This window comes from Aerococcus christensenii (assembly GCF_001543105.1).
Classification (GTDB): Bacteria; Bacillota; Bacilli; order Lactobacillales; family Aerococcaceae; genus Aerococcus; species Aerococcus christensenii.
Map to the genome: position 1 here is coordinate 1,280,858 of NZ_CP014159.1, position 25,060 is coordinate 1,305,917.

The following is a 25,060-nucleotide window of genomic DNA, read 5'->3' on the forward strand; positions in this document are numbered from 1 at the left end:
CTGACTTTATATTCTCAACAAGTTAAGTAGTTAATGACTTGTATAGAGGGCTTTGACACGTTTTTGAGTATCGGGGTTGTCAAGATATTCTTCATAAGAGGTGTGAATCTTATCAACTATGCCAGATCCAGAGAGATGGATAATTCGGTTAGCTAAGGTAGACAAGAATTGACGGTCATGGGAAGTAAAGAGGAGGACGCCTTTAAATTTCATTAAGCCATCGTTTAAGCTCGAAATAGATTCAAGGTCTAGGTGGTTGGTAGGGTCATCCATTATCAGAACGTTGGCTTTAGATAGCATCATCTTAGAGAGCATGCAGCGAACTTTTTCTCCACCGGAAAGGACACCCACTTCTTTTTTGACGTCATCTCCAGAGAATAGCATTCGACCAAGGAAGCTCCTAAGAAAAGTATTATCTTGTTCTTCTGGCGTTTTGGCATATTTGAAAAGCCAGTCTAAAATGCTTTGATCTTCTTGGCTAAATGCTTCAGAAGTATCTCTTGGAAGATAAGTTTGGTTCGTTGTGATTCCCCACTTGTAATGACCACTGTCTGCTTCCATTTCACCCGTAATAATTTTAAAAAGAGTAGTTATAGCAACGTCATTCTTGGAGAGGAAGGCGACTTTATCATCATTTTTAAGGTGAAAGGTGATGTTATCTAAGACTTTGATGCCGTCAATTGTTTTGGAGAGATTTTCAACGATTAAGACATCGTTACCAATCTCTCGTTCAGGTTCAAAGCCGACATAAGGATATTTACGGCTAGAGGGTTGGATATCCTCTAGCTCGATTTTATCTAACATTTTCTTTCGAGAAGTGGCTTGTTTTGATTTTGAGGCGTTGGCAGAGAAACGTGCGATAAAATCTTTTAATTCTTTCACTTTTTCTTCTTTTTTTGCTTGAGCATCTGCTTGAAGTTTGGCGGCCAGTTCGCTTGATTCCTTCCAAAAGTCATAGTTACCGACGTAGAGTTTAATTTTTCCAAAGTCCACATCGCAAATATGGGTGCAGACTTGGTTGAGAAAGTAGCGGTCGTGAGAAACGACGATGACCGCATTGGGAAAGTTAATAATGTATTCACATAACCATTCGATAGATTCTGTATCTAGACCGTTTGTTGGTTCGTCCAAGAGAAGAATATCAGGGTTTCCAAATAGAGCTTGGGCGAGTAAAATTTTCACCTTATCTCTTTCTTCAAGGTCGCTCATCAATTGGTAGTGTTTACTTTCTTCAATGCCTAGTCCTTGAAGAAGTTGAGAGGCTTCCGATTCTGCTTCCCAGCCATTCATTTCAGAAAATTCTGCCTCCAGTTCACCCGCTCGGATGCCATCCTCTTCTGTAAAATTAGTCTTGTTATAGATACTATCCTTTTCTTCACGGATGGCGTAGAGTTTAGCATTGCCCATGATGACAGTGTCTAAAGCGGTGTATTCCTCGTAGGCAAAGTGGTCTTGATTTAAGACAGATAGACGTTCATTCGGTTCTTTCGTTACTTCACCACTCGATGGGGCAATCTCACCTGACAAGATTTTTAAAAAGGTTGATTTTCCAGCACCGTTTGCGCCGATAATTCCGTAACAGTTGCCAGGACTAAATTTTAAATTCACATGATCGTACAGCTTACGGTCAGAGAAATGTAAGCTCACATTCGAGACTTGTAACATGCATTTTCCTCACTTTATCTTTAGTTTATGAAAATGAGCTTGTTGTTTACAAGCTCTTTCTTCTTATTCCTATTATGCTTCAGAGCGCAGTGTAGGTCAACTCTAACTCCTCTTTGTTTGAAATTTTAAGAGATAAAAAGACTTTTTCAAAAGTTTAAGAAAGGACCAAAATTTAGGCAAAAATGTGTATTTGGTGAGGGAATATGGTAAGATGGCGGCATGAATTATGGTTAAGGACAAAAGGAGATTTTAATGAAAAAGATTATTATTTTTGATATGGATGGGACTTTAATTGATTCTGAGACCCCTTATTTAGAAGCTTTGACAGAAGTCTTTAAAAAGTATGGTATTTCATTTACCCGTGAGGAATATGTGGCCGAGCAAGCAGGTCGGACATTTGATGAGTGCCAAGCGTCGATTATCAGAAAAAGTGGAAACCTAGAGTTAGGTCTTCAAGTTATCAAAGAAACTGGAGCCCTTCATCAAAAACGTTTTGAAGAAGAAGGCTTTTTGTCTAAACCGGGTTTAATAGAAACTTTAGAGGCTATAAAAGAAAAAGGAATTAAGATGATGGTTGCTTCTTCATCTACACGGCAATTGGTAGATAAGCGGTTAAAATCATTAGGTATTCAGGGATATTTTAGTGAGATTGTTTCAGGAGACCAAGTCTCGCATTCCAAACCGCATCCTGAGATTTTTCTTTTGGCACTTGAAAGAAGTGGATGTTCCGCACAGGAAGCTCTCATTGTAGAAGATTCACCATCAGGGGTAGAAGCAGGACTAAATGCGCACATTGAAACGATTATGGTCCCAGATTTGGTAGAGGCTACTCCTAAGATTCAGGAAGAAGCCCTTGCGGTGGTGCCAGATTTGACAGAAATTTTGCCTTATCTTGGAGATGAGATAGGGGATTAAGTCTTTAAGAAATAAAGTTTTTAGAAGGAAGCAGTGATTTTGAAGACTTGTCTTAAATAAAAGAAAGCGCTATACTATAATTATAAAGAGATTAAATCAGGGGAGCTTGAAAACAGGCTGAGAGGAAGGTTCATCCTTCGACCCTTTACCTGATGCGGATAATGCCGCCGGAGGAAGTTATTTTGTTGAACTTAAACCGAGGCTCGCTGCAAGTCTCGGTTTTTTTATAAATAAACATGACTTTTCTAAAACACTTTTAGAAAGGTTGTCAGATAGGAGGAAAAAAAGTGGATAAGAAGGATTTACTTTTATATGCAGTGACAGATCGTCGGTGGACAGGAGAAGTCACTCTAGAAGAACAAGTGGAAGCCGCACTTAAGGGAGGCGTGACCTTCCTCCAATTGCGGGAGAAAGATTTAGGGACAGAAGAATATATTGCTCAAGCTAAGAAGATCAAAGCCTTAACGGACAAGTATCATGTGCCCTTTGTCATTGATGATAATATAGAGGTCGCTCTAGCAGTAGATGCCGATGGGGTGCATGTTGGTCAATCCGATTTACCAGCTTCTGAAGTCAGAAAATTAATTGGCCCTAATAAAATATTAGGTGTGTCAGCTAAAACCGTTGAACAAGCCCTTAAAGCAGAAGCAGCTGGTGCGGATTATTTAGGCTCTGGAGCCGTGTTTGAGACCACAACGAAACCAGGGACTCCAACCTTACCTCATGAAACCTTACAAGCTATTTGTCAAGCGGTTTCCATTCCAGTGGTTGCCATTGGTGGGATTACTCCAGAGAACTTATTAACACTCAAAGGGGCAGATGTTGCAGGCGTAGCGATCATTTCGGCTATTTTTGGGGTCAAGGATATTGAAGGCCGTTGTCGGAAACTTTTAGAGCTTAGTCGTGAATTGGTTCAAGCATGAATTTAAGGGGTGCTATTTTTGATTTTGATGGAACCTTGTATGATTCCATGGCCATTTGGGAGGATTTAGGAGCAGATTACTTAAGATCACTGGGAAAGGAGCCGGCTTCTGATTTGCGAGAGCAGCTTCGAACAATGAGTTTAGATCAATCAGCGATCTATTTAAATGAGAGGTATGCGCTCCATCTATCTAAGGAAGCCATTATTCAAGGAATTAATGATCAAATTCGTTCCTATTATGTCTCTAAAGTTTTACCCAAAGCACATGTACGTGATTTTTTACAAGAACTCAAAGAAGCGGATGTCAAGATGGTGATTGCTACAGCAACTGATAAACCCTTAATTGAGAGTGCCTTGGAACGGTGTGGCTTAACCACTTATTTTTCAGAGATTTTGAGCTGTTCAGGTGTTGGCTTTGGAAAAGATCAGCCAATGATTTATCAGAAAGCTTTAGAAAGTTTAGAAACGATTAAAAGTGAAACGTTAGTGTTTGAAGATGCTTTTCACGCTGCCCAAACTGCAAAATCAGCTGGTTTTGTGGTTTGTGGGGTGTATGATGCTTTTGAACCTAAACAAGAAGAACTCAAAAGTTTAGCGGATTACTATCTCATTGATTTTTCGCAATTTTTAAAAAAAATTGAGAGAGGAGTTTTGAAATGAAAACAGCATTATCAATCGCAGGGAGTGACTCAAGTGGGGGCGCAGGTATTCAAGCTGATTTGAAGGCAATGAGCTTTAATGGCGTTTTTGCTATGAGTGCGATTACTGCCTTAACCGCCCAAAATACAACAGGAGTAACAGGAATTTTAAATGTGTCGCCGGAATTCTTAAAGGAACAGCTGGATGCTGTTTTCACGGATATCTATCCAGATGCCGTCAAAATTGGGATGGTTTCGAATGTGGAATTAATCCAAGCCATTGCAGAACGTTTGAACCACTATCAAGCCAAACATATTGTTTTAGATCCTGTGATGGTAGCTACCTCTGGGTCTAATTTACTTGAAAGTGATGCGGTAGTGGCTTTAAGAAAGGAACTATTTCCTTTAGCGGAAGTTGTAACGCCTAATATTTTAGAAGCTGAAACACTCGCTCAAATGTCTGTTAAAGATGAAGAGAGTATGGTAGCTGCTGGTAAGAAAATTAGCGAAACCTATGGCTGTGCGGTATTGGTAAAAGGCGGACATCGTGTAAATGATGCCAACGATCTCTTATACCACAATGGAGATTATCAATGGTTTAAGGGAGAGAGAATTGATACCAATAATACGCATGGAACAGGGTGTACCTTATCCAGTGCGATCGCTGCTAATTTAGCAAAAGGGTTTGATTTAGCAACATCTATTGACCGGGCAAAAGGCTATATCTCATCTGCTTTGGCAGACGGCTTAGATTTAGGCAAAGGAAGCGGCCCATTGAATCATGCCTTTGATTTAAAAGGAGAATGGAAAAAAGAGGCCTAACATGAATTTTACGGAACGTTTATTAGAGAAAACCATTGATATTTGGGAAGAATACTATAAGCATCCCTTTGTTTTAGGTATCCAAAATGGAAACTTGGATCATGCGAAATTTCGCTACTATATCCTCCAAGACTATCTCTATCTAGAAGAATATTTGAAAGTCTTTGCTTTAGGGGTAGCCAAATCACGGAGCGCGGAAACCTGTCATTTGTTTGCGGGATATATCGAAAATATTACGCATTCAGAGATGGATATTCACCGGGGCTATATGGGAGAATTGGAGATTAGTGCAGAAGAATTGCAACATGCCAAGAGAGCTTTGGATAATTTATCTTATACTTCTTATATGCTACGGTTAGGCTATGAAGAAGATGAATTAGCTATTTTGATCTCGATTTTGGCCTGCGCTTTGAGTTATGAATATATTGGTAAGCGTATTGTCAAAAATAATCCCGCTATTTTAGAAGATCCTTTCTTTGGACCTTGGGTAGCCGGTTATAGCAGTGAGGATTACACGCGAGAGAATCTGCTTTTGATTGAACAAGTGGAACGTTTGGCTAAAGGCTGTGATGAAGAGAGATTAGACTATTTAACTGAAATATTTGTCAACTGCTCCGCCTATGAATTAGAATTTTGGAATTTTTCATGGAAAGGTGAAAATAAAGCTTAGAAAGATTGTTAGTATATGATTCATCGATATTAAACGATCTCTGAAAAATTAAGGGGCGATTAAATGAAAGTTTATCCCAGGCTACTTGGAAGATCCGGTAGTCTGGGATTTTTTGGTGGAGGGGGGTGTTCCAAGAGGCTTACTAGAGTAAAAGATCTCTAAAGGAAACTTGAGGAGGGAGTATTTTAGAAACTAATGAACCAAAAGAAAACCCAAGTTGAACGCGGAAGTTCTACTTGGGTAGGATGATTAATTAGCTGAAGAATGAGCAAGATTAGCGTTTTTGATTACACCAATCGAGAATGAAGGCGCCTATAATTTGGGTAAATTCAAGAAGTTCTTGGCGACTGCTGGACTCATTTAAGGCGTGGGCTTCCTTCATTTCACCTGGTCCAAAACAAACGACAGGAATGTTGAAAGGTGTGAACCAACCGGAATCTGAAACTGATGGAGACATGCCGATGACAGGATCTTCTCCTTTGATATTTTGGTAGGCTTTGACTAAATGTTTAAAGCCAGGGTGATCTTGATTGAGTTCTAAAGCGGGGAAAATTTCTCCCTTATCTTCTGCCATGGAGCGCCCTCCCCATTCCACAATTGGAGGATTGTCACGCATCCATGGGTCTGCTTGGGCAACCTTTTGAATATGCTCCGTGACTTCCTTGGTGATATCTTCGACTTTTTCGTTCGGGTAAAAGTGAACGGTAAACCATAGGGAGCAGGTGTCTGCAATAAAGGCAGGATTACGTCCGCCTTCAATATAAGCGGGGTTGATGGTGTTGCTACCGGCGGCGAATTCAGGGTAAGACTTGGTGACGGCCCAGTAACGTTCAAGTTCTTGAAGGCCTTCAATGAGTTTGACCATTTTTTCAACGGTGCTAAAACCTTTTAAGCCACCTCCTGCATGAATTAAGTTGCGGCGGTTGCCATCATGAAAGACTTTATCTGTCTTTAATTTGATCCAACCGGTGATACAACCCCCTTGCCCCCAAATTTTTAATTCAGAGGTATCACTGACAATAGCGTAGTCAGCGCCATATCCCTTTTCTAAGATCTCTCGGGTACCCGCTTCTCCAGATTCTTCTCCGACGACAGAATGGAAGAGGAGGTCTCCTTTTAGGGGAATGCCTTCTTCTTTGAGAAGTTTAAAAAGAAAGAGATCTGCTGCAATAGCGGCTTTCATATCGCTGGTGCCTCGACCGTAGAGACGGCCATCTTTTTGAGTGAGTTGGAAAGGTGGGGAGGTCCAGTCTTTTTCATCCCCTACAGGAGCAACGTCTACATGGCCGTTTAAAACCAGACTGTGGTAGTTGGTACTGTCCGTTCCTTTCTTGCAGCCAACAAGGAGTTCATCTTTTTGGAAGAATGGCCAGTGGTCGACTTCAAAATCTTGGTCTGTTAAGTATTGTCTAACGAATGCTTGAATGGGTTGCGTGTTTCTGGCAGGTGGGCTCACTGTTTCAAAACGAATGAGTTGGTCGAGTAAGTCTAATAATTGATCGAATCTATCTTCGATCAATTGTGAGAGTTGTCCTTTATCCATAAGGAACCTCCTAATCATTTTTTTGAAAACAGCCGCATCTTACGGTGCGACTGTTGGCAATACATTAATAAATTACAAAGTGACGAAATCAAACGAATTATGAGCGATGTCTTCAGCACTCGCAAGATAAAGTTCATCAATAAATTGAGGTTGGAAGCTTCCTGGAGCTTTAACTTTCGCTTCCGCACGGCTGCCTGCTAAGTTAAATACCTGGCAAGCAGTCAAAGCTGCAATGAAAGGATCTGCCACGCAAGCATAGACAGCAGTGACACCCCCTAAGGAACACCCAGCTCCTGTGATTTTGCCCATGAAGGAGGAGCCACCATGAGAATGGGCAATGTGGTGACCATCTGTGACGAGATCAGTTTTACCAGATACAGAAACTGCGCCACCTGTGTAGAGAGCGAGGGCAAGTGCCGCTTCTGTAGCTTGGTCCACACTTTCTGTGGAGTCCACGCCACGTACTTTGGATTCAGAAGGATGATCGAGAAGGTGCCAGAGATGAGCAAGCGCAATCACTTCTGAGGCATTTCCGCGAATAATAGAAGGTTTATAAGGCTTGAAGTCATTTAAAAGTTTGGTACGTAATTCTCCAATCCCTATAGCCACGGGGTCGACTACCCAATTTTTACCGAGTTCGTGTAGCTTGGCGGCAGTTTGAGGGAGTGTTTCTTCGTAAATAGGGAAGATTGTTCCGACGTTTATATACATAGCTTGAGCAATATTGGCCATCGTTTTGCCTTCATCAGGCATATAGACCATGGCAGCAGAGCCTCCTACAGCGATTTGAGTATTGGCGACAAAATTAATAGTCACCGTATTAGTGATGGAAGGAGCCATAGGATTAGTTGACTTGACTTGATGAACAGCTTCAATGATAGCAGCTTGAACTTCTTCTTTTTTCATAACATGTAGCCTCCTGTAAGAAAAGTTAAATAATGAGTAGAGGAGAACGGTGCTCTATTAAAAAAGCTCCCAAGCGAATTGGGAGCAGAGCTTCGATTGCTTCCTTCGCTTGTCTTAACAAACAGGTTCAAAGGGTTAGGCGGCAGCCTTCTCAACCAAAACGGTACCCCTGCAATTCATTATCATTTTTATTTTACCTTGAAAAGGCTTTCGTATCAAGTAGACAGCTTAAATTTTAATTAATCCTAAAGCAAGTGCAATCACAGGGAGTCCCACACCTACGAGAATATCCATGAAGTGAACTTTCATAACCAGGTACTGGGTTCTTAATTCTGATATGCCTTTAGCTTCCATAGCCTTAGCAAGGCAATCGGACCAATTAATGGTTCGAACTAAGAGGGTGAATAGAGGCTTGGAGGAGAAAGGTGAGACCTTAATCCCGCGAATTTGATAGCTGAGTTTTGTTACTTCATAGTCGTGTTTGAGGGTAGGGAGTAAATGCAAGGCTGCTAAAACGCCGTAAGCGAGTTTAACAGAAATGTGGCATTGTTGCATAAAACTTGTGACTAATTCTAAGCTATCATTGGTTAAACTGTAAGCTAATCCGATTAATCCGTAGGCATACAAGCGACTCCCTAGGACTAGCCCATTTTCGAACGCTGGGGAAAGAACGTCATCAATAACGACTGCGCTATGATCCGCAATACTTTCAGCATAAAATTTCCAACCAGAAACAAAGAAACTAATCGCTAATATGGTAATAGGTAAGAGAGCTATCCCTAAGGTTTTCCAGCTCACACGTTTTGAAGTAATTAAACAAAGGAGACCAAATAGACAAAAGATGCTATTTAAGTGCCAGTTAGAAAAGAAACCTAAAATAATGGAAGTCGCCATGAAAGAAAAAGTCTTAATGGTAGGATTAAAATGATCAATCATGAGACCACACTCACTTTCTTATTTTCCATTCGTAATTCTATATCTGCGTAAGCCTCCACCAGTCGACGATCATGACTAGTGAAGCAACACGTTACGCCATGTCGGCATAAGTCTTGAAGCTGGGCCATTAATTTGGCGGCGTTTTGCCAGTCTTGACCGTAAGTGGGTTCATCCACAAGAAGTAATTTTTGCCCATGGAGAAGAAGGCAAATAACCGCTAAACGACGTTGTTCTCCCTGACTGAGGGTCCACGGGGAGCGGCTCTTATCGTTTAGAAGTTTATAGTGTTCGAGAAGGTCACGACCTCGTTTTTCTTCTTCTTTAGATGTGCCGACAAGAACTTCATCTAAGACCCGGTTAGTGACAAATTGAAGAGAAGGATCTTGGAAGACCAGCCCGATCTCTCCAAAAAAGGTGGAAGGTTTGACTTTCTTTAAGTCTTTATCTTCATAGGTGATCGTTCCTTGATAGGAGCATTGACCTAAAATTGCTTTAAATAAGGTGCTCTTTCCACACCCACTTTGTCCACACAGAGCAATGAGTTTTTCTTTGGGGAAGGAGAAAGAAGCGTCTTGAAGAATAATTTTTTCTCCTTGAGAGGAGTGAAAGCGAATTGTGAGGTCTTTTGCTTCTAGAAGAGGCGATGTAGTAGATTTTATTTTGGGAGCAGGTTCGCTTTTACCTAGTAAACCAGCCTTAAAAAATAAATCTTGAGTAGTGGATGAGTAGAAATCTGTGACTGAGGTAAGGTTAGCATTCTCTAAGACATAGAAACGTTGGGCGTCCTGCCAGAGGTCTAGCCTGTGGTCAATCACAAGAAAAGTTTTGCCTTCTGCTAGTCGTTGTTGAATTAAGCCTTGTAAGAATTCAATAGCATCGTCATCAAGATTTGAGAAAGGCTCGTCTAAGACATAACAACCAGGATCCATAATATCTAAACAACAGAAAGCTGCGCGTTGTAATTCGCCACCTGAAAGAGAAGAAAAAGGTTGATCTAAGTAAGATTCTAATTGGTGAATCTCTACATAACGTGCAATGATCTGTGGCATTTGAGAAGGAGGGACGAGTAGATTTTCTAAAATAAAAATAAGTTCTTCCCGCAAAGTATTCATACAAAAGGATAAGCGGGCGTTTTGGAAGGACACAGCGATTTGGCGAAGACGCTCTTTATCTGAAAAATCTGCAAGATTTTGTCCCTCCCAGGTTAATTCTTCAACTTGTAGTTTTCCTCCATGAAGAGGGTAGTAACCACTTAAAATAGCAGCTAATGTACTTTTGCCACTGCCACTAGCCCCACACAGGAGAACGAGTTCTCCTGGCTGAGCTTGAAGCTGAATGTTTTTGAGGAAAGTGACTTTACGTTTGGTAAAAGTCAGATTTTGGATGACTAATCCATTATTCCTCGTCGTCATCATGAATTACTCCGGCTTGATATAAGCGGTCACAGATAAATTTAGCTAAGAAGCCGGTGAAGAAGAGGGCACTTATTATACGAACAATGAAGACTAAGATGATAATCTTTGGTTCCATTGTCCAGTAGTGATGACGTAATGCAGACCAAAGGAAGGTAACAACTCCGCAAAGAAAACCTGCAGTTAAGCTGGTCTTGTAACTATAATCTTTGTAACCCTTGATGGCATAAGGAGCTTCAGCAGCCACCCCTTGAATAATTCCGGTAACGAAGACCATAGGCCCAAATGTACTTCCAAGTAAAACTTCAATTAAAGCAGCAATGACTTCGGTGATTGTACCAACAAAAGGACGTTTAATTAAATGAATAGCAACAATAGCAGCCATATACCAAATTCCATAACCGAATTCATACCCGATCATTCCAAGGCCTAGGGGAGTGAGAGCAGCAGTAATGGCAGTCCCTGTAACAGTTGTTCCAAAATAAATAATACCGAATACGACAGATAATAAGGCGGTAAAGACGTAATCTTTAGTAGTTAAATCTTTTTTCATAATAAATACCTCCAAAATAATTCAATTGAGCATGACAATAGACATAAGTTTGATATTTTGACAGTAAAAAATTTTGACAATAAAAAACCGCTTCCTTTCCCATGAAATTTCAAGGTGAAAGAAAGCAGCAAATTTACCGTCTCTTTAGATTTTCCTACGCAACCATAACGTTGATCAGGTACAGCGGGTATTAATCTCAGCCTTCAGGCACCCCGAATCTCATTTTAATATGTATTATAATATCATAAAATGAAAGCGATATCAAATTTTATCTTGCAAAGTAGTAAAAAAATCTAGTGTAGCTTTATACATGAAGGTAACTGAATACAAGTATAAAGCTGTACTGATATATACTCTCAACGTTCACTAAAAGATATTTCAAAATCTTTCATAGTACAGTTTGGATTTTACAAACTTTTATAACTTTTCCTCTATCTGCTTCCTCTCTTTGAAAATAGAGAACTTCACCACATTATTAGCGAAAAGAAACGTCTATACTTTATTGCTAAAATATAGACGTTTTTTTAAACTATTTAAAAGATATATTCTTAATGAAATTGTACAAGTATATTTATGGAAAAACAATTTGATGTGAAAGAAAATTAAAAATGTTATGATGATAAAGTCAGCTGCTTTTAACAACGATGAAAAAATAATTTTTGGAGACAAAGTAATAAGATTTCGAACTATTATGTATGAGTATTGTTTCTTTTTAACTCATCTTTAAGATGTTCGAGTAAGGTGGTTGTTCCTTGATCAATAAGGGAATAAGTCGTTTGAAAATCTTTGGTAACCGTAGGATCTAAGATATCTTGATGATCCGGAAGAAATTGACTAAAGGGATAAACATGTGAAAGATTTTCCTCACCTAAACGCTCTAAGGTCGCTTGATAGATGTTTTGATCCATGCAGAGGATATAATCAAAGCGCTGTCCATCTTCTTTTAAAAGGAGACGGCTAGTCATTCTTTGCGTAGAGATGCCTTTTGATTTGAGGAGATGTTCCACCCGAATATCTGGGTGGGCGCCGTTACGCCAATTCTCAATAGAGGCAGAATCCACTGTGATAAATTGAGAAAGATGAGCGGATTTCACCTTTTCTCTTAATAAAGCTTCTGCCATAGGAGAACGACAAATATTCGCTAAACAGATAAAAAGAACGTGAATGTGGTTGGGATGGGACCAGAACAAGAACTTATGGAGAAGGGCTTGGTAGGTCCGGGAAAGGGCTGCTTTTTTCATTAGAAGAACTGCCAGAGACTTTCACTGTGAGTGAGTTTGAGGGCCTTTTGAATAGCTTTAGCTACACCGCCTTCATTATTGCTGGCTGTTTGATATTTGGCAGCTTGTTTGACTTCTTCTTCAGCATTGCCCATAGCAAAGCTGTAACCAGCTAAGCGAATCATTTGGATATCATTCAGATTATCTCCGATCGTCATGATATTTTCAGGGTGGTAACCGTGAGCGTGACAGTAGGAGGCAACGGCTTCTCCTTTGTTGGCACGAGTGGCTGAAACTTCTAGATTAGAGTAAAAAGAGGAAGTCGTGGCAATATCCCAATAGGTATTATTGAGTTCTTCAGCTAAGGGTGAGAGAACTTGGTTTCCTCCTTCGTGAATGAAGACGATCTTTAAGATATGTTGACCTTGTTGATCAATCAAATCTGTTAAATCATCAAGATACTCAACAGAGGTAACGACAGCCGCTTGAGCGGCCCGTTTTTCAATTTCTTCTCGCGAGAGGTCTGGAGAGTGTTGTTGAATGACATCTGCAATGTAACTGAGACGGTACTGCTTAGAATTGGAGTAAACGTTTTTAGCAGTCATGGCTTCCATGTAATAGCCGTTATTTTGACCATATTGAATAATAGAGCGAGCAGTAGAATCGTTAAGGGCGATTTCATATTGAACTTTGCCATCACGATCAAATAGGATGGCTCCATTTAAACCAATAATCGGACAGCGGATGCCGGCTTTATCGAGGACGACTTGGGCTTCTTTGAAATTTCTTCCAGTTGCCACGATAAAAGGAATGCCTAAAGAATAGGTGTGCATAATAGCTTCAATATTATCAGGATGGACTTGCAATTGACCATTTAATAAGGTACCATCCATATCGGAAACAATGAGTTCTAACATACTTACTCCTTCTGTTCATTAAAAAGTTTTCTAACTTTATCTATTGTATCAAACTCCCCACCGATTAACTAGACTTAAACGATTAGAAAGGGTGATTCCTATGTCGATATTTATTGAAAATTCTTGGCAAGAACACTTAGAACCGGTTTTTCAAAGTGAGACATACAAAAATTTACATAACTTCTTAAAGCAAGAATATGCGCAGTGGACGATTTATCCAGATATGTGGCATATTTATGAAGCTTTTCGCTTAACGCCGTTCGAAAAAGTAAAAGTAGTTATTTTAGGACAAGATCCTTACCATGAGCCCCATCAAGCGCATGGACTTAGTTTCTCTGTTCAAAAGGGAGTGGCTATTCCTCCTTCATTAGTGAATATTTACAAAGAATTAGCGGATGATGTAGGCTTTCATCCAGTCTCGCATGGGGATCTGACAGAATGGGCAGAACAGGGAGTCCTTTTGTTGAACTCTGTTTTAACTGTTCGGAAAGGTCAAGCTTATTCGCATAGGGGGAGAGGTTGGGAAGAATTGACAGATTTTGCGATTCAAGAATTGAATAAGCAAGATCATCGCGTTGTGTTTATTTTATGGGGAGGTGCTGCTAGACAAAAGCGTCGACTCATTGATGAATCGAAACATGCCGTCTTAACTTCTCCTCATCCTAGTCCTTTATCAGCCTATCGGGGATTTTTTGGATCGAAGCCATTCTCTAAAACCAACCAAATCTTAATAGCCAGTGGTCAAACGCCCATTCAATGGCAACTCTCCGAAAAATAGTCCTAACTAAAAAAGCTAAGCGAAATCCTTGAAAGGAGATCGTTTAGCTTTTTTGTTAGGAATTAATGGAAGAAGGTAAAGGGATAAGGCAGATTCTTTTCCAGGACATAGGAGAGGTTGGAGATCCAAGTTAGAATATCTTGATAGACAACTTCTTCGTGGTCATAGAGGAATAATTCGTGCCCACGTTCTTGATATAATTCGAAGCGCACATTTTGAAAATTGGCAGATTTAAAATCTTCATAGAGATTGCGTTGAAAGGTGAAGGGACTAATCATGGGATCGAGGGCACCGTGCATCACGAAAAAGGGAAGATTTTTGCGAATCCCTCTTGACCAACTTTTGCTAGTAGCCGCATAAGCGAGACGGATGAGATGGGAAAAGCCATCGTTGGTGAAGGCAAAGCCGTCTAAGGGAGGGGTGATGTTTTCGTCAGGATGAGGATACCAGTAACGGTAGATTCTTTCCTGATATTCATTTCTTTGTTTGATCTGTTTGACGCCTAATCCGCCAAATAAAGCGCGGTGGAGGAAGTAATTCGTGGCTTTAGGATCGAGGGGGTCAAGAATGGGCTGAGCGAGTCGACCAAATGATATCCAGTATTCATGAGCACTTGTCCCAGAAAGAATAACGCCATCGATTTCAGTGCTATATTTTTTGAGGAAAAGGCGAGTGACATAGGAACCCATCGAATGTCCCAGAATAATGTAGGGAAGGTGGGGATAGCGCCTTTTAACTTTTTGAATCACTTGGTGGAGATCATCGACCATCACTGTTTGACTATCGATATTTCCAAAGTAACCCAGTTCTCCTCGACTTCGTGCGGCGGGTCCGTGTCCAACCTGGTCATGGCAGACAAAAACAATGCCCTTTTTTGCAAACCATTCTCCCATAGGCTTATAACGAAGGGCGTGTTCAGACATTCCGTGAACGTAGTGAAGAATAGCCTTGGGAGCTTGGCCACTTGGAAAGATATAGTAGTCAATAGGATAGTGTGTGGGAGAGTTAGAAATGAGATCATCGTTATGTTGATACATAAGGGGCCTCCTTTTTTTTATAAGAGATGTGATAAATAGTGATGAAAAAATAAGGAAAACGAATGATGTAAAAATCGCATGAAACAAACTTCTTATGGAGAGGGTTTCATGCGATTTTATAGAGTCACTGTTTGGTGAGAGTTATTGAGAAACTTAGGCTGCGGGTTGGGCCGTTGCTTGACCTCCTCCAGTAGTCCCTGGGCTAGGGGATGGAGGAGCTGTTCGACTAGGAGTTCTTCCTCCTGAAGTTCCTGGGCTTGGAGAGGTTGGGTCGTTGTCTGAAGCATTTTCCTGTGGATTTCTTCGCTTAGGTTTGGAACTTGGTCCTTGGCTTTTTTCCGAATCACCTTTTTCAATATCGTCTACGGATCCTCGGTGTTCTTTATTGTTGAAGGAGGTGTCTTCGGAATAAGAGAATCCAGAATCATTGATATCCGCTAGATCGCTCTTGCCTTCTACAATTTTCTTATAAAGATTTTCATTAATTAAATCCGTTATTCGAGAGCTGGATGGGGTGCTGGTAGTAGCAGCTCGGAGAGGATGAGAATTGAAAACAAGAGGGACTTTATGAACAGTGGAAGGCATTTCCCAATCGGTACTTGGTTTCCGTTTTTCCATGTAGTCCATGATGCGCCGATAGAGGTTATCAGCGATTTGTTGTTGAGATTGATTGAGGTAACCATTGGGTTGGAAAGGTTCATCATGTCCGGTCCAAACAACCACAGAATGGTTTTTGGTATAACCAGATGCCCAGTGATCAGGAACAGCACCGCTTGGAATTCTCAATTGTCGCATTTGCTGTTCACTATAGTTGGTGGTCCCTGTTTTACCGGCTTCGTTAAGACTACCGTTATGAATCCAAGAAGAGAGGCCAGATTTAAAGGTATCTTTTAAGATAGAGGTAATCATATAAGCTGTTGATTCTCGCATAGCTTGAGTGGATTTGCCTTTGACCGTAATTTTATCTCCATTAATCGTTGTAAAATAATTTACGGCTTTCGGTTGAGTGTAACGTCCGCTGTTCCCGAAGGAAGCATAGGCGGCGTTGAGTTGTAGAGGGGTAATTTCTCCACCGATGGCATTGGATTCATAGACACCCTTGCCGTCATTAAGGATGATGCCTAATTTCTTCAAAAATTCGTCAGATTTAGCTGCACTGACGGCTTTGAAGACTTTGATCGCTGGAATGTTTCTTGAATTCTTCAAGGCATCTCTTAGCGTAATTGTTCCCTTATATTGGCGGTCCCAGTTGAAGACTTCCGAGCCATCGGAATATTTAAATGGCTTATCGTCTTCTGTTTGACCAGGTGAATAGTCTAGGTATTCAAAGGCAGGAGCATAATCAGCGAGTGGTTTAATAGAAGAACCCACAGAACGATTCAATTGCGTAGCGCGATTATAACCTAATTGGCTGTCTAAGTGACGACCTCCAAACATAGCTAAGATATGACTGTTTGAAGTGTCAAGCACTGTAACGGCTGTTTGAATTTTGTCGTTTGAAAAGAGGGCATGAGAAGGATCTTCAGCTGTTTTATGAAGATATTGTTGAGCATCCATATCTAAGTGAGTATAGACTTTTAAGCCATCTGAATAGAGATCATATCCTGCATCTTTGACATCTTGAGCCACTTGTTGCATGTAGGCATCTAACATCAGTTTTTGTTGAGTGGCTCCTTTATCTTCTTTGGCTAGAGGAAGTAATCCGTGATTAATCGGTTCTTGAATCGCTTTTTCGTAGTCACTTTTTGAAATTTTTTTGTTATCGAGCATAGCGTAGAGAACGGTGTCTCGCCGATTTTTAGCTTGTTCGGGATGCGTGTAAGGGTCATAGTCGTTTGGCGCTTGTGGCATGCCGGCTAAAAGGGCAGTCTGATCTAAGGATAAGTCTTTTAAAGGCTTGCCATAGTAGATTTTAGAAGCTGTCCCTATCCCATAGATGCTATTTGCCATATAAACTTTGTTGATATAGTACTCGAAAATTTCTTTCTTGGTGTAGTCACCTTCGAGCTGAAGAGAGAGCCACATTTCTTGAACCTTTCTCTTGTAAGTTCTGTCTGCATTTTTTGTAGAAAAGACAGAGAGTTTGACAAGTTGTTGGGTGAGGGTAGATCCTCCTTGAGAAATTCCCCCAGCACGTAAGTTAGCGAGGAAAGAGCTCCCGATTCGAATGGGGTCAATCCCGTGATGCTTGAGAAAGCGGCGGTCTTCAATAGAAGTCACTGCATCAAAAATTTGATTAGAAATTTCATCTTCGCCGACTAAGATACGGTCGGCATGGTTAGTAGTATAGACCTCTTTGCCTTTACTATCGAAGACGATTGAGGCTGTAGAACCTTGGAGATCTGCCTCAGTCAAGGATGGAGAAGTAAAAATCCAAAAGAGACTTAAAATAAGAAGAAATCCGATAAGGCAACCCAAAACGCCTAAGATAGCAGTCATGATTTTCTTCTTGAGACTAAAATGAGCGGTTTGGTTGAATTTCTCTTTTAAAGAAGAGACAAAGCTTTCCTTTTGATGATGATGTCTAGTTCGTCTAGTCGGTGGTAATTGTTGAGACAATTCATTTCACTTCCTTATATTATTTAGAATTATGGTTAAAAGATTGGAGATATTGGTCGAGAGCCGATAAGTAATCTAAAGCTGGAAACCCACAAGAAGGAATCAAATAGCCTTCCTTTTGAATCTTCTTTAAAGGAATAGAAGCTACTTGGTGATTTTCAAAGGCTGACCAATCCTCTTTGAGAGAGTCATAGGGATAGAGATAAGTTTCTCCCAAAGGAGTGAAGTGTAAGATAGCAAATGTAATGCCACCTTGCTCTTGACATCTTCCCATATGACGGATTTGATGGGGATGAAAATTGTTCAAGGAGAATCTTGTTTTTAGATTCGCTTGTTTGGCCTCAAAATCGATGTAGTAACTTTTGTAGACACCATTATAATCAGTGGTTGAAGCTTGACGGTAGTAAGCTTCTGTGATTTTGGCTTGACTTCGTTTAGGATAATCGACTTTAACGACTTGGATAGGCGTTGGTTTTTTATAAACAACTGCCATGTGATGATCTAAGTACCATTGATTAGAGAGATTTAATAATTTCTCTAGATTCATGCCGCGATTAGCAAAAGTACTGACCGGTTGATTGACTTTTAAGGGAAGAGAACTACTGGTGTGCGCAGTATATTTTTTCCCATTAGGATAGTGCATACAATCCCTCCTTGTAACATTATAAGTATAACAAAAAATGGCAATGAATAGAATATATCCTTTAATTATTAAGGAGATTTAATGCTTTCTAAAACAAAAAAAGGAAAGGAGAGAGGGTCTATTGAAAAGAAGAGATTCGAGGTGAATAATTCTTAAGAAGGACTGTAAAAAAGTGAAGATTATTGGACAAATTTAGGAATTTAGTGTAATATAACAAAACGTGTAGATTAATCTTCAGGATTAATTTTTATGAACAATAAATTTACTATAGTTAGGGGAATGACAGCATGTCAGTAAAATTCGAAGAAACAGCAACTAATGAAGGTGTTTTATACTTTACTGTTGCCGAAAAAGAAGCACAAGCTGCTTTAAAACAAGCTTACCAAAAAATTAAAGGAAAAGTTTCTCTTCCAGGGTTCCGTAAGGGAAAAGTGAGCTACTCAGTGTTCTGTAAAATGGTGGGTGTAGAATCCCTTTATCAAGACGCTTTAAACCTTGTCTTACCAGGAGCCTATGCTGCTGCCGCTGAAGAATCTGGATTAGATCTCGTTGGTCGTCCAACTTTCGATATTGAAGACATCCAACCTACTGGTGAATGGAAATTAAAAGCTATCGTAGCTACTAAACCATCTGTTACTTTAGGGGAATATAAAGGACTTGAAGTTGCTAAACAAGAACGTGAAGTCTCTGAAGAAGATATCGCCGCTCGATTAAAACAAGCACAAGCCAGCTTAGCAGAACTCACCTTAAAAGAAGGAGAAGCTGAAGAAGGCAATACCGTCGTTATTGATTATGAAGGATTCAAAGACGGCAAAGCTTTTGAAGGTGGAAAAGGAGAAAATCATTCCCTAGAATTAGGTTCTCATTCCTTTATCCCAGGTTTCGAAGAACAATTAGTCGGCGTTAAAGAAGGCGACGAAAAAGAAATCCAAGTTACATTCCCAAGTGAATATCATGCAGAAGAATTAGCTGGTCAAGAAGCTACCTTCAAGGTAAAAGTTCATGAAGTAAAGAGCAAATCTGTTCCAGAATTAAATGACGAATTTGCTAAAGATGTGGACGAAGAAGTCAATAGCTTAGATGAATTAAAAGCTAAATACAAAAAAGAATTAGAAGAACAGAAAGCAACAGCTGCTGATGAAGCTGTTGAAGAAGAAGCTATCCGCAAAGCGGTAGAAAATGCGAGCTTCACTGCTGTTCCAAAAGCTATGGTTGAAGAAGAAGTAGATCGTCAAGTTGACCACTACTTAAACGAAATGAAACGTCAAGGAATTACACCAGAATTATTCTTCCAATTAACTAATTCAAATGAAGAGCAATTGCGGAAGCAATTCGCTGAAGACGCTGAAACTCGCGTGAAGACTAACTTAATGCTAGAAGCTATTATTGAAGCAGAAAACATCCAAGCGAATGACGAAGATGTTGAAAATGAAATTAAGAATTTAGCCGAAACTTACAAGATGGAAGAAGAGGCTGTTCGTAAAGTGGTAACGACTGACATGCTTAAACATGATATTGAACTCAAAAAAGCTATGGAATTGATTACCTCTTCAGCTGTAGAAAAATAGTAAATCACTTCTTACTAGAAGGAGTAGGAGTCCTGAATAATTGACTTCCTACTCTTTTTTTGTCACAATACTTAGGATACGAAAAGGAGGAATTGACTAATGTTCAATGATGAAAATGAAGCCAATGTTCATTGTTCTTTTTGTGGAAAAGTCCAAGACCAAGTTTCTAAGATTATTGCGGGACCTGACGTGTACATTTGTGATGAATGTGTGAAACTTTGTGATGAAATTATTCAAAATTCCAAAGATTCGGCAGAAGATTCAGAAGCAATTGTTGATCCCCCTAAACCAACTGAAATTTGTAAAATCTTAGATGCATATGTGGTTGGACAAGACGAAGCGAAGAAATCATTAGCTGTTGCTGTGTATAATCACTATAAAAGAATCAACAATAATTTAAAAACAAAAGAAACAGAAGAAACAGAAGAAACAGAAGATCTTGTAGAACTTCAAAAGAGTAATATTCTTTTAGTAGGACCTACAGGTTCTGGTAAAACTTATTTAGCGCAAACTTTGGCTCGCATTTTACAAGTACCTTTTGCTATTGCAGATGCTACCAGCTTAACAGAGGCTGGATATGTAGGAGAAGATGTTGAAAATATTCTGCTGAAACTTTTACAAGCCGCTGACTTTGATATTGAAAAGGCGCAAAGAGGAATTATCTATATCGACGAAATTGATAAAATTGCGACAAAAGCAGAAAATGTTTCTATTACGCGAGATGTCAGTGGAGAGGGCGTACAACAGGCTCTCTTGAAAATTTTGGAAGGTACCATTGCAAATGTTCCCCCTCAAGGTGGTCGCAAGCATCCGCAACAAGAATGTATTCAAGTGGATACCACGAATATTCTCTTTATTGTTGGAGGAGCTTTTGATGGCATTGAGACCATTATCAAGGAACGGACGGGGCATAAAGTCATCGGCTTTAAGGCACAAGATGATTCCCCAGAAGCTAAGCATCAGCTTTTGATGCAAGTGATTCCAGATGACTTACAAAAATTTGGGTTGATTCCAGAATTTATTGGCCGCTTGCCGATTATTTCATCTTTAGACGCTTTGAAACGGGACGACTTAGTTCGAATTTTGAGTGAACCTAAGAATGCCTTAGTGAAACAATATCAACAACTTTTAGCTATGGATAATGTTAATTTAGAATTTACGAGACCTTCTTTAGTAGCAATAGCGGACAAAGCTATTGCGAGAAAGACAGGGGCGAGAGGTTTAAGATCTATTATTGAAGAAGCTATGTTAGATGTTATGTATGAATTGCCTAGTCGAGAAGATGTCGCTAAAGTCATTATTACCAAAGAAGTTATTGAAAAGGCGAAGAAGCCGCAATTAATCGGTCATGATGGTGAAAAAATTGCTTAGAAGACGCGTCTTTGAGGAGGTTCTGTTTCACAGTGCCTTCTTTTCACTTTTACTAAGGAATGAGAGAATTCTCTAGAAGGAGAGAAGCATGCTACAAGCGCAGAACATTGAATTCTTATTGTCCGCTGCACGTAAGGACCAGTATCCAGATCCGATCTTCAAAGAAATTGCTTTAGCAGGAAGATCTAATGTCGGAAAATCGAGTTTTATTAATACCATGACCCACCACAAGAAAATGGCGCGCACTTCCTCTAAACCGGGGAAGACCCAGCAATTAAATTATTATGTATGGGATAAGCAAGTTTATTTAGTGGATGTACCAGGCTATGGTTATGCCAGGGTCTCTAAACAGGCAAGAGCCCAATGGCAAACGCAATTACAGGATTACTTTTATGAACGAGAAAACTTAGAATTAGTGCTCTTGTTAATTGATTTTCGGCATGAGCCGACAAAAGATGATCGAGCTATGAAAAAATTTTTAGAGGAAAGCGGTGTGCCTTTCTTTATTATTGCAACGAAAGCAGATAAGGTGAAAAGAAATCAATGGAACAAACACTTGCAAAGAATTAAATCTAGTTTAGACTTAGTGACCGTTGATCAAATTTTACCTTATTCTTCTCTCACCAAAGAAGGTAGAGAAGAAGCTTTGGATATCATAGAAGGCGTTTTGGCAGGCGACTTTGATCATGAGGAATAAATCCATGATAATTGAAGGCTAGAGGTTGCAATCCCCTTTTTTGTTGACTATAATTTACTCTGACATCTTATACTTATTAAGGGAGGAAGGGAAATGCCTTATATTCCTAATGAAGTGGTGGATCGTATTCGTCATGAAGTGAATATTATTGATATTATTAGTCAATATGTTGACTTGCAGAAACGTGGGAAAAATTATTTTGGTAAATGTCCCTTTCATGATGAGCGGACACCTTCCTTCACCGTTGAAGCGAATAAGCAATTCTATAAATGTTTCTCGTGCGGTCGAGGAGGAAATGTATTCAATTTTCTAATGGAATTAGAAGGCTTCAGCTTCCCCAGAGCAGTCGAAGAAGTAAGTCGAAGAGGTCATGTTACTGTGGATTTTGACTTTTCAACGATTCATGAATCGAATAAGAGTCATTATAATGAAAAAGACAAAGAACTTCTTAAAGTTCACGAAGCTCTGAAAGATTTGTATCATTACTTGTTGATGAATACCAAGGCTGGAGAAGCGGGATTGAATTATTTGAAAGAGCGCGGATTAAGTTTAGAAACGCTTGAAAATTATCAAATCGGATGGTCTCCTGTGGATAACGCTATGTCTTATCAGCATTTATTGAATAAGGGCTTTTCAGAAGAAAGTATTGAAGGCAGTGGGGTTTTTGTAGGACCTCCTCAAAAAAGACGAGACCGTTTTGCTGGACGGATTGTTTTTCCATTGATGAATGTATTCGGAGATGTTGTAGGATTTTCTGGTCGAATTTTACCGAAGAAATCGGAAGAAAGTGATGAACTCTCCGTTGCCAAATATTTAAATAGTCCAGAAACTTCTATATTTAAGAAAGGACATTTTCTTTTCAACTTGAATTTTGCCAAGGAAGAGGTCAGACGACAGAAACAGCTGATTCTTTTTGAAGGATTTATGGATGTTATTCACGCTGCGGAAGCGGGAGTAAAGTATGGCGTCGCCTCTTTAGGAACGAGTTTGACAGATGATCAGATTCAACTTCTTTATCGGTATACAAAACAAATGACTATTGCTTATGATGGAGATGCTCCAGGTCAAAAGGCAACACTTCGGGCGATTCATAATATTCAATCCATCAGTCCAAGTCAAAGCCTCAAAGTTTTGATTTTTCCTTCAGGGTTGGATCCCGATGAATTTATTAAAAAGTATGGATCTCAGCGTTTTCAAGAATTTGTATCTGAAGATTCTTTGACGCCGATTCGTTTCTATCGTTATTTTTATCGGCAAAAGTTTTCATTGACATTGGATGAAGGAAAATTGAAATATATTCAAGCCCTTCTTCCTGAAATTAGTCGTTTAAATTCAGCGATTGAGCAAGATATTTCTTTGCAGGAAGTCAGTGAAGATACCGGTGTCTCCAAGGAAACCTTAAAAAATCAGCTGGCTCTCATTCACAAAAAAGCCACTAAGCAGGCGGTCTTTGCTTCGCCCAAGAGAGAATTGAAGCAGGCGGATTTTCCAAATATAAAAACTTATTCTCCCTTGGAAAGGTTTGAAATGCAGTTATTACATCGACTCTTGAATTGTCCTCAGAGCTGGTTTTTGTTACAATCCAGACAAGAAGACTTTCATTTTCAAACGCCACTCATGGAAACTTGTTATCAATTATTGAAAATTTATCGGGAAAATGTAGGAGAAGTGATAGACAGTGGTAACTTTTATCAAAGTCTACAAGGAGACGAAGAGAGACGACTCATTGTAGATATTCAATCGCTTCATCTTCCAGAAGATTGCAGTGAACAAGAAATGAATGATTTGATTTATCAAATTGATACGAAATCTTATTACCATCGCCAGATCGAGCATTTAAATCAAGCTATTGAAGAAGCAAAAGTAGTCAACGATTTAGCTAGAATTAATCATTTAAACCAAGAACGTGTGAACCTTTTACGTCAACTAAAAATGAAAAATAAAAATGGGAGATGATTCATTTGAGTACAAGTAAACTTACCTTAAAGCAAGCCACCCAAAAATTAATGAATGAAAAACGGATCCTTGGCTCCATTTTATATACAGAACTGAGTGATAAGATTGCTCAACCTTATGCTTTAGACGATAAGCAAATTGATCAACTGATTGAAAAATTTGAAGATTCGGGGATAGCTGTCGTAGATAAAGACGGAGATCCAACCGACCGCCAATTACAAAAAGAAACAGAAACTCTGTTTTTGGATCAGCAAGAAAAATCATCTACCGATCGTTCAGACGATTATGAAGAAGACAGCTATGAAGAAGACGAAGAAGAAACAGAAAGTCGTTCCTTAGCTTCCTCACGCGCTAAAACCAATGACCCAGTGCGGATGTACTTGAAGGAAATTGGGCGCGTTGATCTTTTGACGGCAGAACAGGAAGTAGAATTGGCTAAGAGAATTGAAGAAGGGGATCCGATTGCTAAGCAAGAATTAGCAGAAGCGAACCTTCGCTTAGTGGTTTCTATTGCTAAACGCTATGTCGGACGTGGCATGTCTTTCTTAGATTTAATCCAAGAAGGGAATATGGGTTTGATGAAAGCTGTTGAAAAATTCGATTATAAGAAAGGCTTTAAGTTTTCAACTTACGCCACTTGGTGGATTCGCCAAGCAATTACACGTTCTATTGCGGATCAAGCGCGGACCATTCGTATCCCTGTGCATATGGTTGAAACGATCAATAAGTTGGTTCGTATTCAACGGCAATTACTTCAAGATTTAGGACGAGAACCTACACCAGAAGAAATTGGAGCAGAGATGGATCTTCCAACTGAAAAGGTAAGAAACATCATGAAGATTTCTCAAGAACCTGTTTCTCTAGAGACTCCTATTGGGGAAGAAGATGATTCTCACTTAGGAGATTTTATTGAAGATAGCGAAGCCATGCGTCCAGACGAATATACCAATCAAGAATTACTCAAAGAACAATTAAATGAAGTTCTAGATACTTTGACAGACCGTGAAGAAAATGTTCTCCGTTTACGTTTCGGTCTAGAAGATGGCCAAACCAAAACCTTGGAACAAGTCGGTCAACAATTTGGGGTTACTCGAGAACGTATCCGTCAAATTGAAGCCAAAGCTTTGCGGAAGTTACGTCATCCAAGTCGTCTCAAACAACTCAAAGACTTCTTGGAAGATTAATTATGAGTTAGACACTCCCAAAAGTCACCTCTTTTAAAGAGGTGGCTTTTTTGTAAACAAAGGCACTCTTATTTTATGAAGAAGGTTATTGCAAAGGTTCTAAAAAAATGATAAGGTGAATCAACGACTAAAAAAATGAGGTTGAAAG

General features: G+C 39.7%; 22 protein-coding genes and 3 riboswitches. Of the genes, 11 read left to right on the top strand and 11 right to left on the bottom strand.

Features of this window, described 5'->3' with window-relative positions; genetic code table 11:
- Window positions 1-30: 30 nt before the first annotated feature.
- A complete protein-coding gene (locus AWM71_RS06100) occupies window positions 31-1,665 on the bottom strand; it encodes an ABC-F family ATP-binding cassette domain-containing protein (protein WP_060777122.1) in 1,635 nt (544 codons plus the stop codon).
- 252 nt (window positions 1,666-1,917) lie between these two features.
- On the opposite strand from AWM71_RS06100, the gene AWM71_RS06105 reads away from it, so the two are divergent.
- From AWM71_RS06105 to tenA, 5 genes are all read left to right on the top strand, one after another.
- Window positions 1,918-2,580, top strand: coding sequence for an HAD family hydrolase (locus AWM71_RS06105; protein WP_060777123.1), 663 nt, complete (start codon window positions 1,918-1,920; stop codon window positions 2,578-2,580).
- 88 nt (window positions 2,581-2,668) lie between these two features.
- Window positions 2,669-2,773: riboswitch (TPP riboswitch) on the top strand.
- A gap of 94 nt (window positions 2,774-2,867) precedes the next feature.
- Window positions 2,868-3,503: a thiamine phosphate synthase gene (gene thiE, locus AWM71_RS06110; protein ID WP_201783952.1), complete on the top strand. Its 636-nt coding sequence runs from the start codon at window positions 2,868-2,870 to the stop codon at window positions 3,501-3,503.
- Window positions 3,500-4,162: an HAD family hydrolase gene (locus AWM71_RS08145; RefSeq protein ID WP_060777125.1), complete on the top strand. Its 663-nt coding sequence runs from the start codon at window positions 3,500-3,502 to the stop codon at window positions 4,160-4,162. Before thiE ends, AWM71_RS08145 begins: the two co-directional genes overlap by 4 nt.
- Window positions 4,159-4,962: a bifunctional hydroxymethylpyrimidine kinase/phosphomethylpyrimidine kinase gene (gene thiD / locus AWM71_RS08150; protein ID WP_060777126.1), complete on the top strand. Its 804-nt coding sequence runs from the start codon at window positions 4,159-4,161 to the stop codon at window positions 4,960-4,962. Before AWM71_RS08145 ends, thiD begins: the two co-directional genes overlap by 4 nt.
- Window position 4,963: 1 nt before the next feature.
- Window positions 4,964-5,632 carry a thiaminase II gene (tenA, locus tag AWM71_RS06125; RefSeq protein WP_060777127.1) on the top strand — a complete coding sequence of 223 codons (669 nt, stop codon included), beginning with the start codon at window positions 4,964-4,966 and terminating at the stop codon, window positions 5,630-5,632.
- A 274-nt stretch (window positions 5,633-5,906) separates the two neighbouring features.
- Here tenA and AWM71_RS06130 read toward each other — a convergent pair whose 3' ends face one another.
- From AWM71_RS06130 to AWM71_RS06160, 7 genes are all read right to left on the bottom strand, one after another.
- A complete protein-coding gene (locus tag AWM71_RS06130) occupies window positions 5,907-7,175 on the bottom strand; it encodes an acetylornithine deacetylase (protein ID WP_060777128.1) in 1,269 nt (422 codons plus the stop codon).
- A 72-nt stretch (window positions 7,176-7,247) separates the two neighbouring features.
- Complete coding sequence (gene thiM, locus AWM71_RS06135; RefSeq protein ID WP_060777129.1) at window positions 7,248-8,081, bottom strand: hydroxyethylthiazole kinase; 834 nt, start codon at window positions 8,079-8,081, stop codon at window positions 7,248-7,250.
- An 83-nt stretch (window positions 8,082-8,164) separates the two neighbouring features.
- Window positions 8,165-8,262: riboswitch (TPP riboswitch) on the bottom strand.
- Window positions 8,263-8,309: 47 nt separating this feature from the next.
- The gene (locus tag AWM71_RS06140; protein ID WP_060777130.1) at window positions 8,310-9,017 is read right to left on the bottom strand and encodes an energy-coupling factor transporter transmembrane component T family protein; all 708 of its coding nucleotides are present in this window, start codon (window positions 9,015-9,017) and stop codon (window positions 8,310-8,312) included.
- Window positions 9,014-10,432, bottom strand: coding sequence for an ABC transporter ATP-binding protein (locus AWM71_RS06145; protein ID WP_082632729.1), 1,419 nt, complete (start codon window positions 10,430-10,432; stop codon window positions 9,014-9,016). Before AWM71_RS06145 ends, AWM71_RS06140 begins: the two co-directional genes overlap by 4 nt.
- Window positions 10,413-10,982: an ECF transporter S component gene (locus AWM71_RS06150; RefSeq protein ID WP_060777132.1), complete on the bottom strand. Its 570-nt coding sequence runs from the start codon at window positions 10,980-10,982 to the stop codon at window positions 10,413-10,415. Before AWM71_RS06150 ends, AWM71_RS06145 begins: the two co-directional genes overlap by 20 nt.
- 134 nt (window positions 10,983-11,116) lie before the next feature.
- Window positions 11,117-11,207: riboswitch (TPP riboswitch) on the bottom strand.
- 464 nt (window positions 11,208-11,671) lie between these two features.
- Entirely contained in the window at window positions 11,672-12,223 is a 552-nt protein-coding gene (locus AWM71_RS06155; RefSeq protein WP_060777133.1) for a low molecular weight protein-tyrosine-phosphatase, read from the bottom strand.
- Entirely contained in the window at window positions 12,223-13,119 is an 897-nt protein-coding gene (locus AWM71_RS06160) for a Cof-type HAD-IIB family hydrolase (RefSeq protein WP_060777134.1), read from the bottom strand. Before AWM71_RS06160 ends, AWM71_RS06155 begins: the two co-directional genes overlap by 1 nt.
- 100 nt (window positions 13,120-13,219) lie before the next feature.
- Between AWM71_RS06160 and AWM71_RS06165 the strand changes: the two genes are divergently transcribed.
- Window positions 13,220-13,897 carry a uracil-DNA glycosylase gene (locus tag AWM71_RS06165; RefSeq protein ID WP_060777135.1) on the top strand — a complete coding sequence of 226 codons (678 nt, stop codon included), beginning with the start codon at window positions 13,220-13,222 and terminating at the stop codon, window positions 13,895-13,897.
- Between the two features lie 62 nt (window positions 13,898-13,959).
- Here AWM71_RS06165 and AWM71_RS06170 read toward each other — a convergent pair whose 3' ends face one another.
- The 3 genes from AWM71_RS06170 to recU all read right to left on the bottom strand — a co-directional run bounded on the left by AWM71_RS06170 (window position 13,960) and on the right by recU (window position 18,136).
- Window positions 13,960-14,934 carry an alpha/beta fold hydrolase gene (locus AWM71_RS06170; RefSeq protein WP_060777136.1) on the bottom strand — a complete coding sequence of 325 codons (975 nt, stop codon included), beginning with the start codon at window positions 14,932-14,934 and terminating at the stop codon, window positions 13,960-13,962.
- A gap of 153 nt (window positions 14,935-15,087) precedes the next feature.
- Window positions 15,088-17,493 (bottom strand): transglycosylase domain-containing protein, encoded by a 2,406-nt coding sequence (locus AWM71_RS06175; protein ID WP_060777137.1) that lies wholly within the window; start codon window positions 17,491-17,493, stop codon window positions 15,088-15,090.
- A 19-nt stretch (window positions 17,494-17,512) separates the two neighbouring features.
- Window positions 17,513-18,136 (bottom strand): Holliday junction resolvase RecU, encoded by a 624-nt coding sequence (recU, locus tag AWM71_RS06180; protein ID WP_060777138.1) that lies wholly within the window; start codon window positions 18,134-18,136, stop codon window positions 17,513-17,515.
- Between the two features lie 287 nt (window positions 18,137-18,423).
- Between recU and tig the strand changes: the two genes are divergently transcribed.
- From tig to rpoD, 5 genes are all read left to right on the top strand, one after another.
- On the top strand, window positions 18,424-19,704 hold the full coding sequence (tig, locus tag AWM71_RS06185; protein ID WP_060777139.1) for a trigger factor: 1,281 nt from the start codon (window positions 18,424-18,426) through the stop codon (window positions 19,702-19,704).
- 99 nt (window positions 19,705-19,803) lie between these two features.
- Complete coding sequence (clpX, locus tag AWM71_RS06190) at window positions 19,804-21,075, top strand: ATP-dependent Clp protease ATP-binding subunit ClpX (protein WP_060777140.1); 1,272 nt, start codon at window positions 19,804-19,806, stop codon at window positions 21,073-21,075.
- A gap of 88 nt (window positions 21,076-21,163) precedes the next feature.
- Window positions 21,164-21,772 (top strand): ribosome biogenesis GTP-binding protein YihA/YsxC, encoded by a 609-nt coding sequence (yihA, locus tag AWM71_RS06195; protein WP_060777141.1) that lies wholly within the window; start codon window positions 21,164-21,166, stop codon window positions 21,770-21,772.
- Between the two features lie 93 nt (window positions 21,773-21,865).
- Window positions 21,866-23,728: a DNA primase gene (dnaG, locus tag AWM71_RS06200; protein WP_060777142.1), complete on the top strand. Its 1,863-nt coding sequence runs from the start codon at window positions 21,866-21,868 to the stop codon at window positions 23,726-23,728.
- 50 nt (window positions 23,729-23,778) lie between these two features.
- Window positions 23,779-24,912, top strand: coding sequence for an RNA polymerase sigma factor RpoD (gene rpoD / locus AWM71_RS06205; RefSeq protein ID WP_231723649.1), 1,134 nt, complete (start codon window positions 23,779-23,781; stop codon window positions 24,910-24,912).
- Window positions 24,913-25,060: the final 148 nt, after the last annotated feature.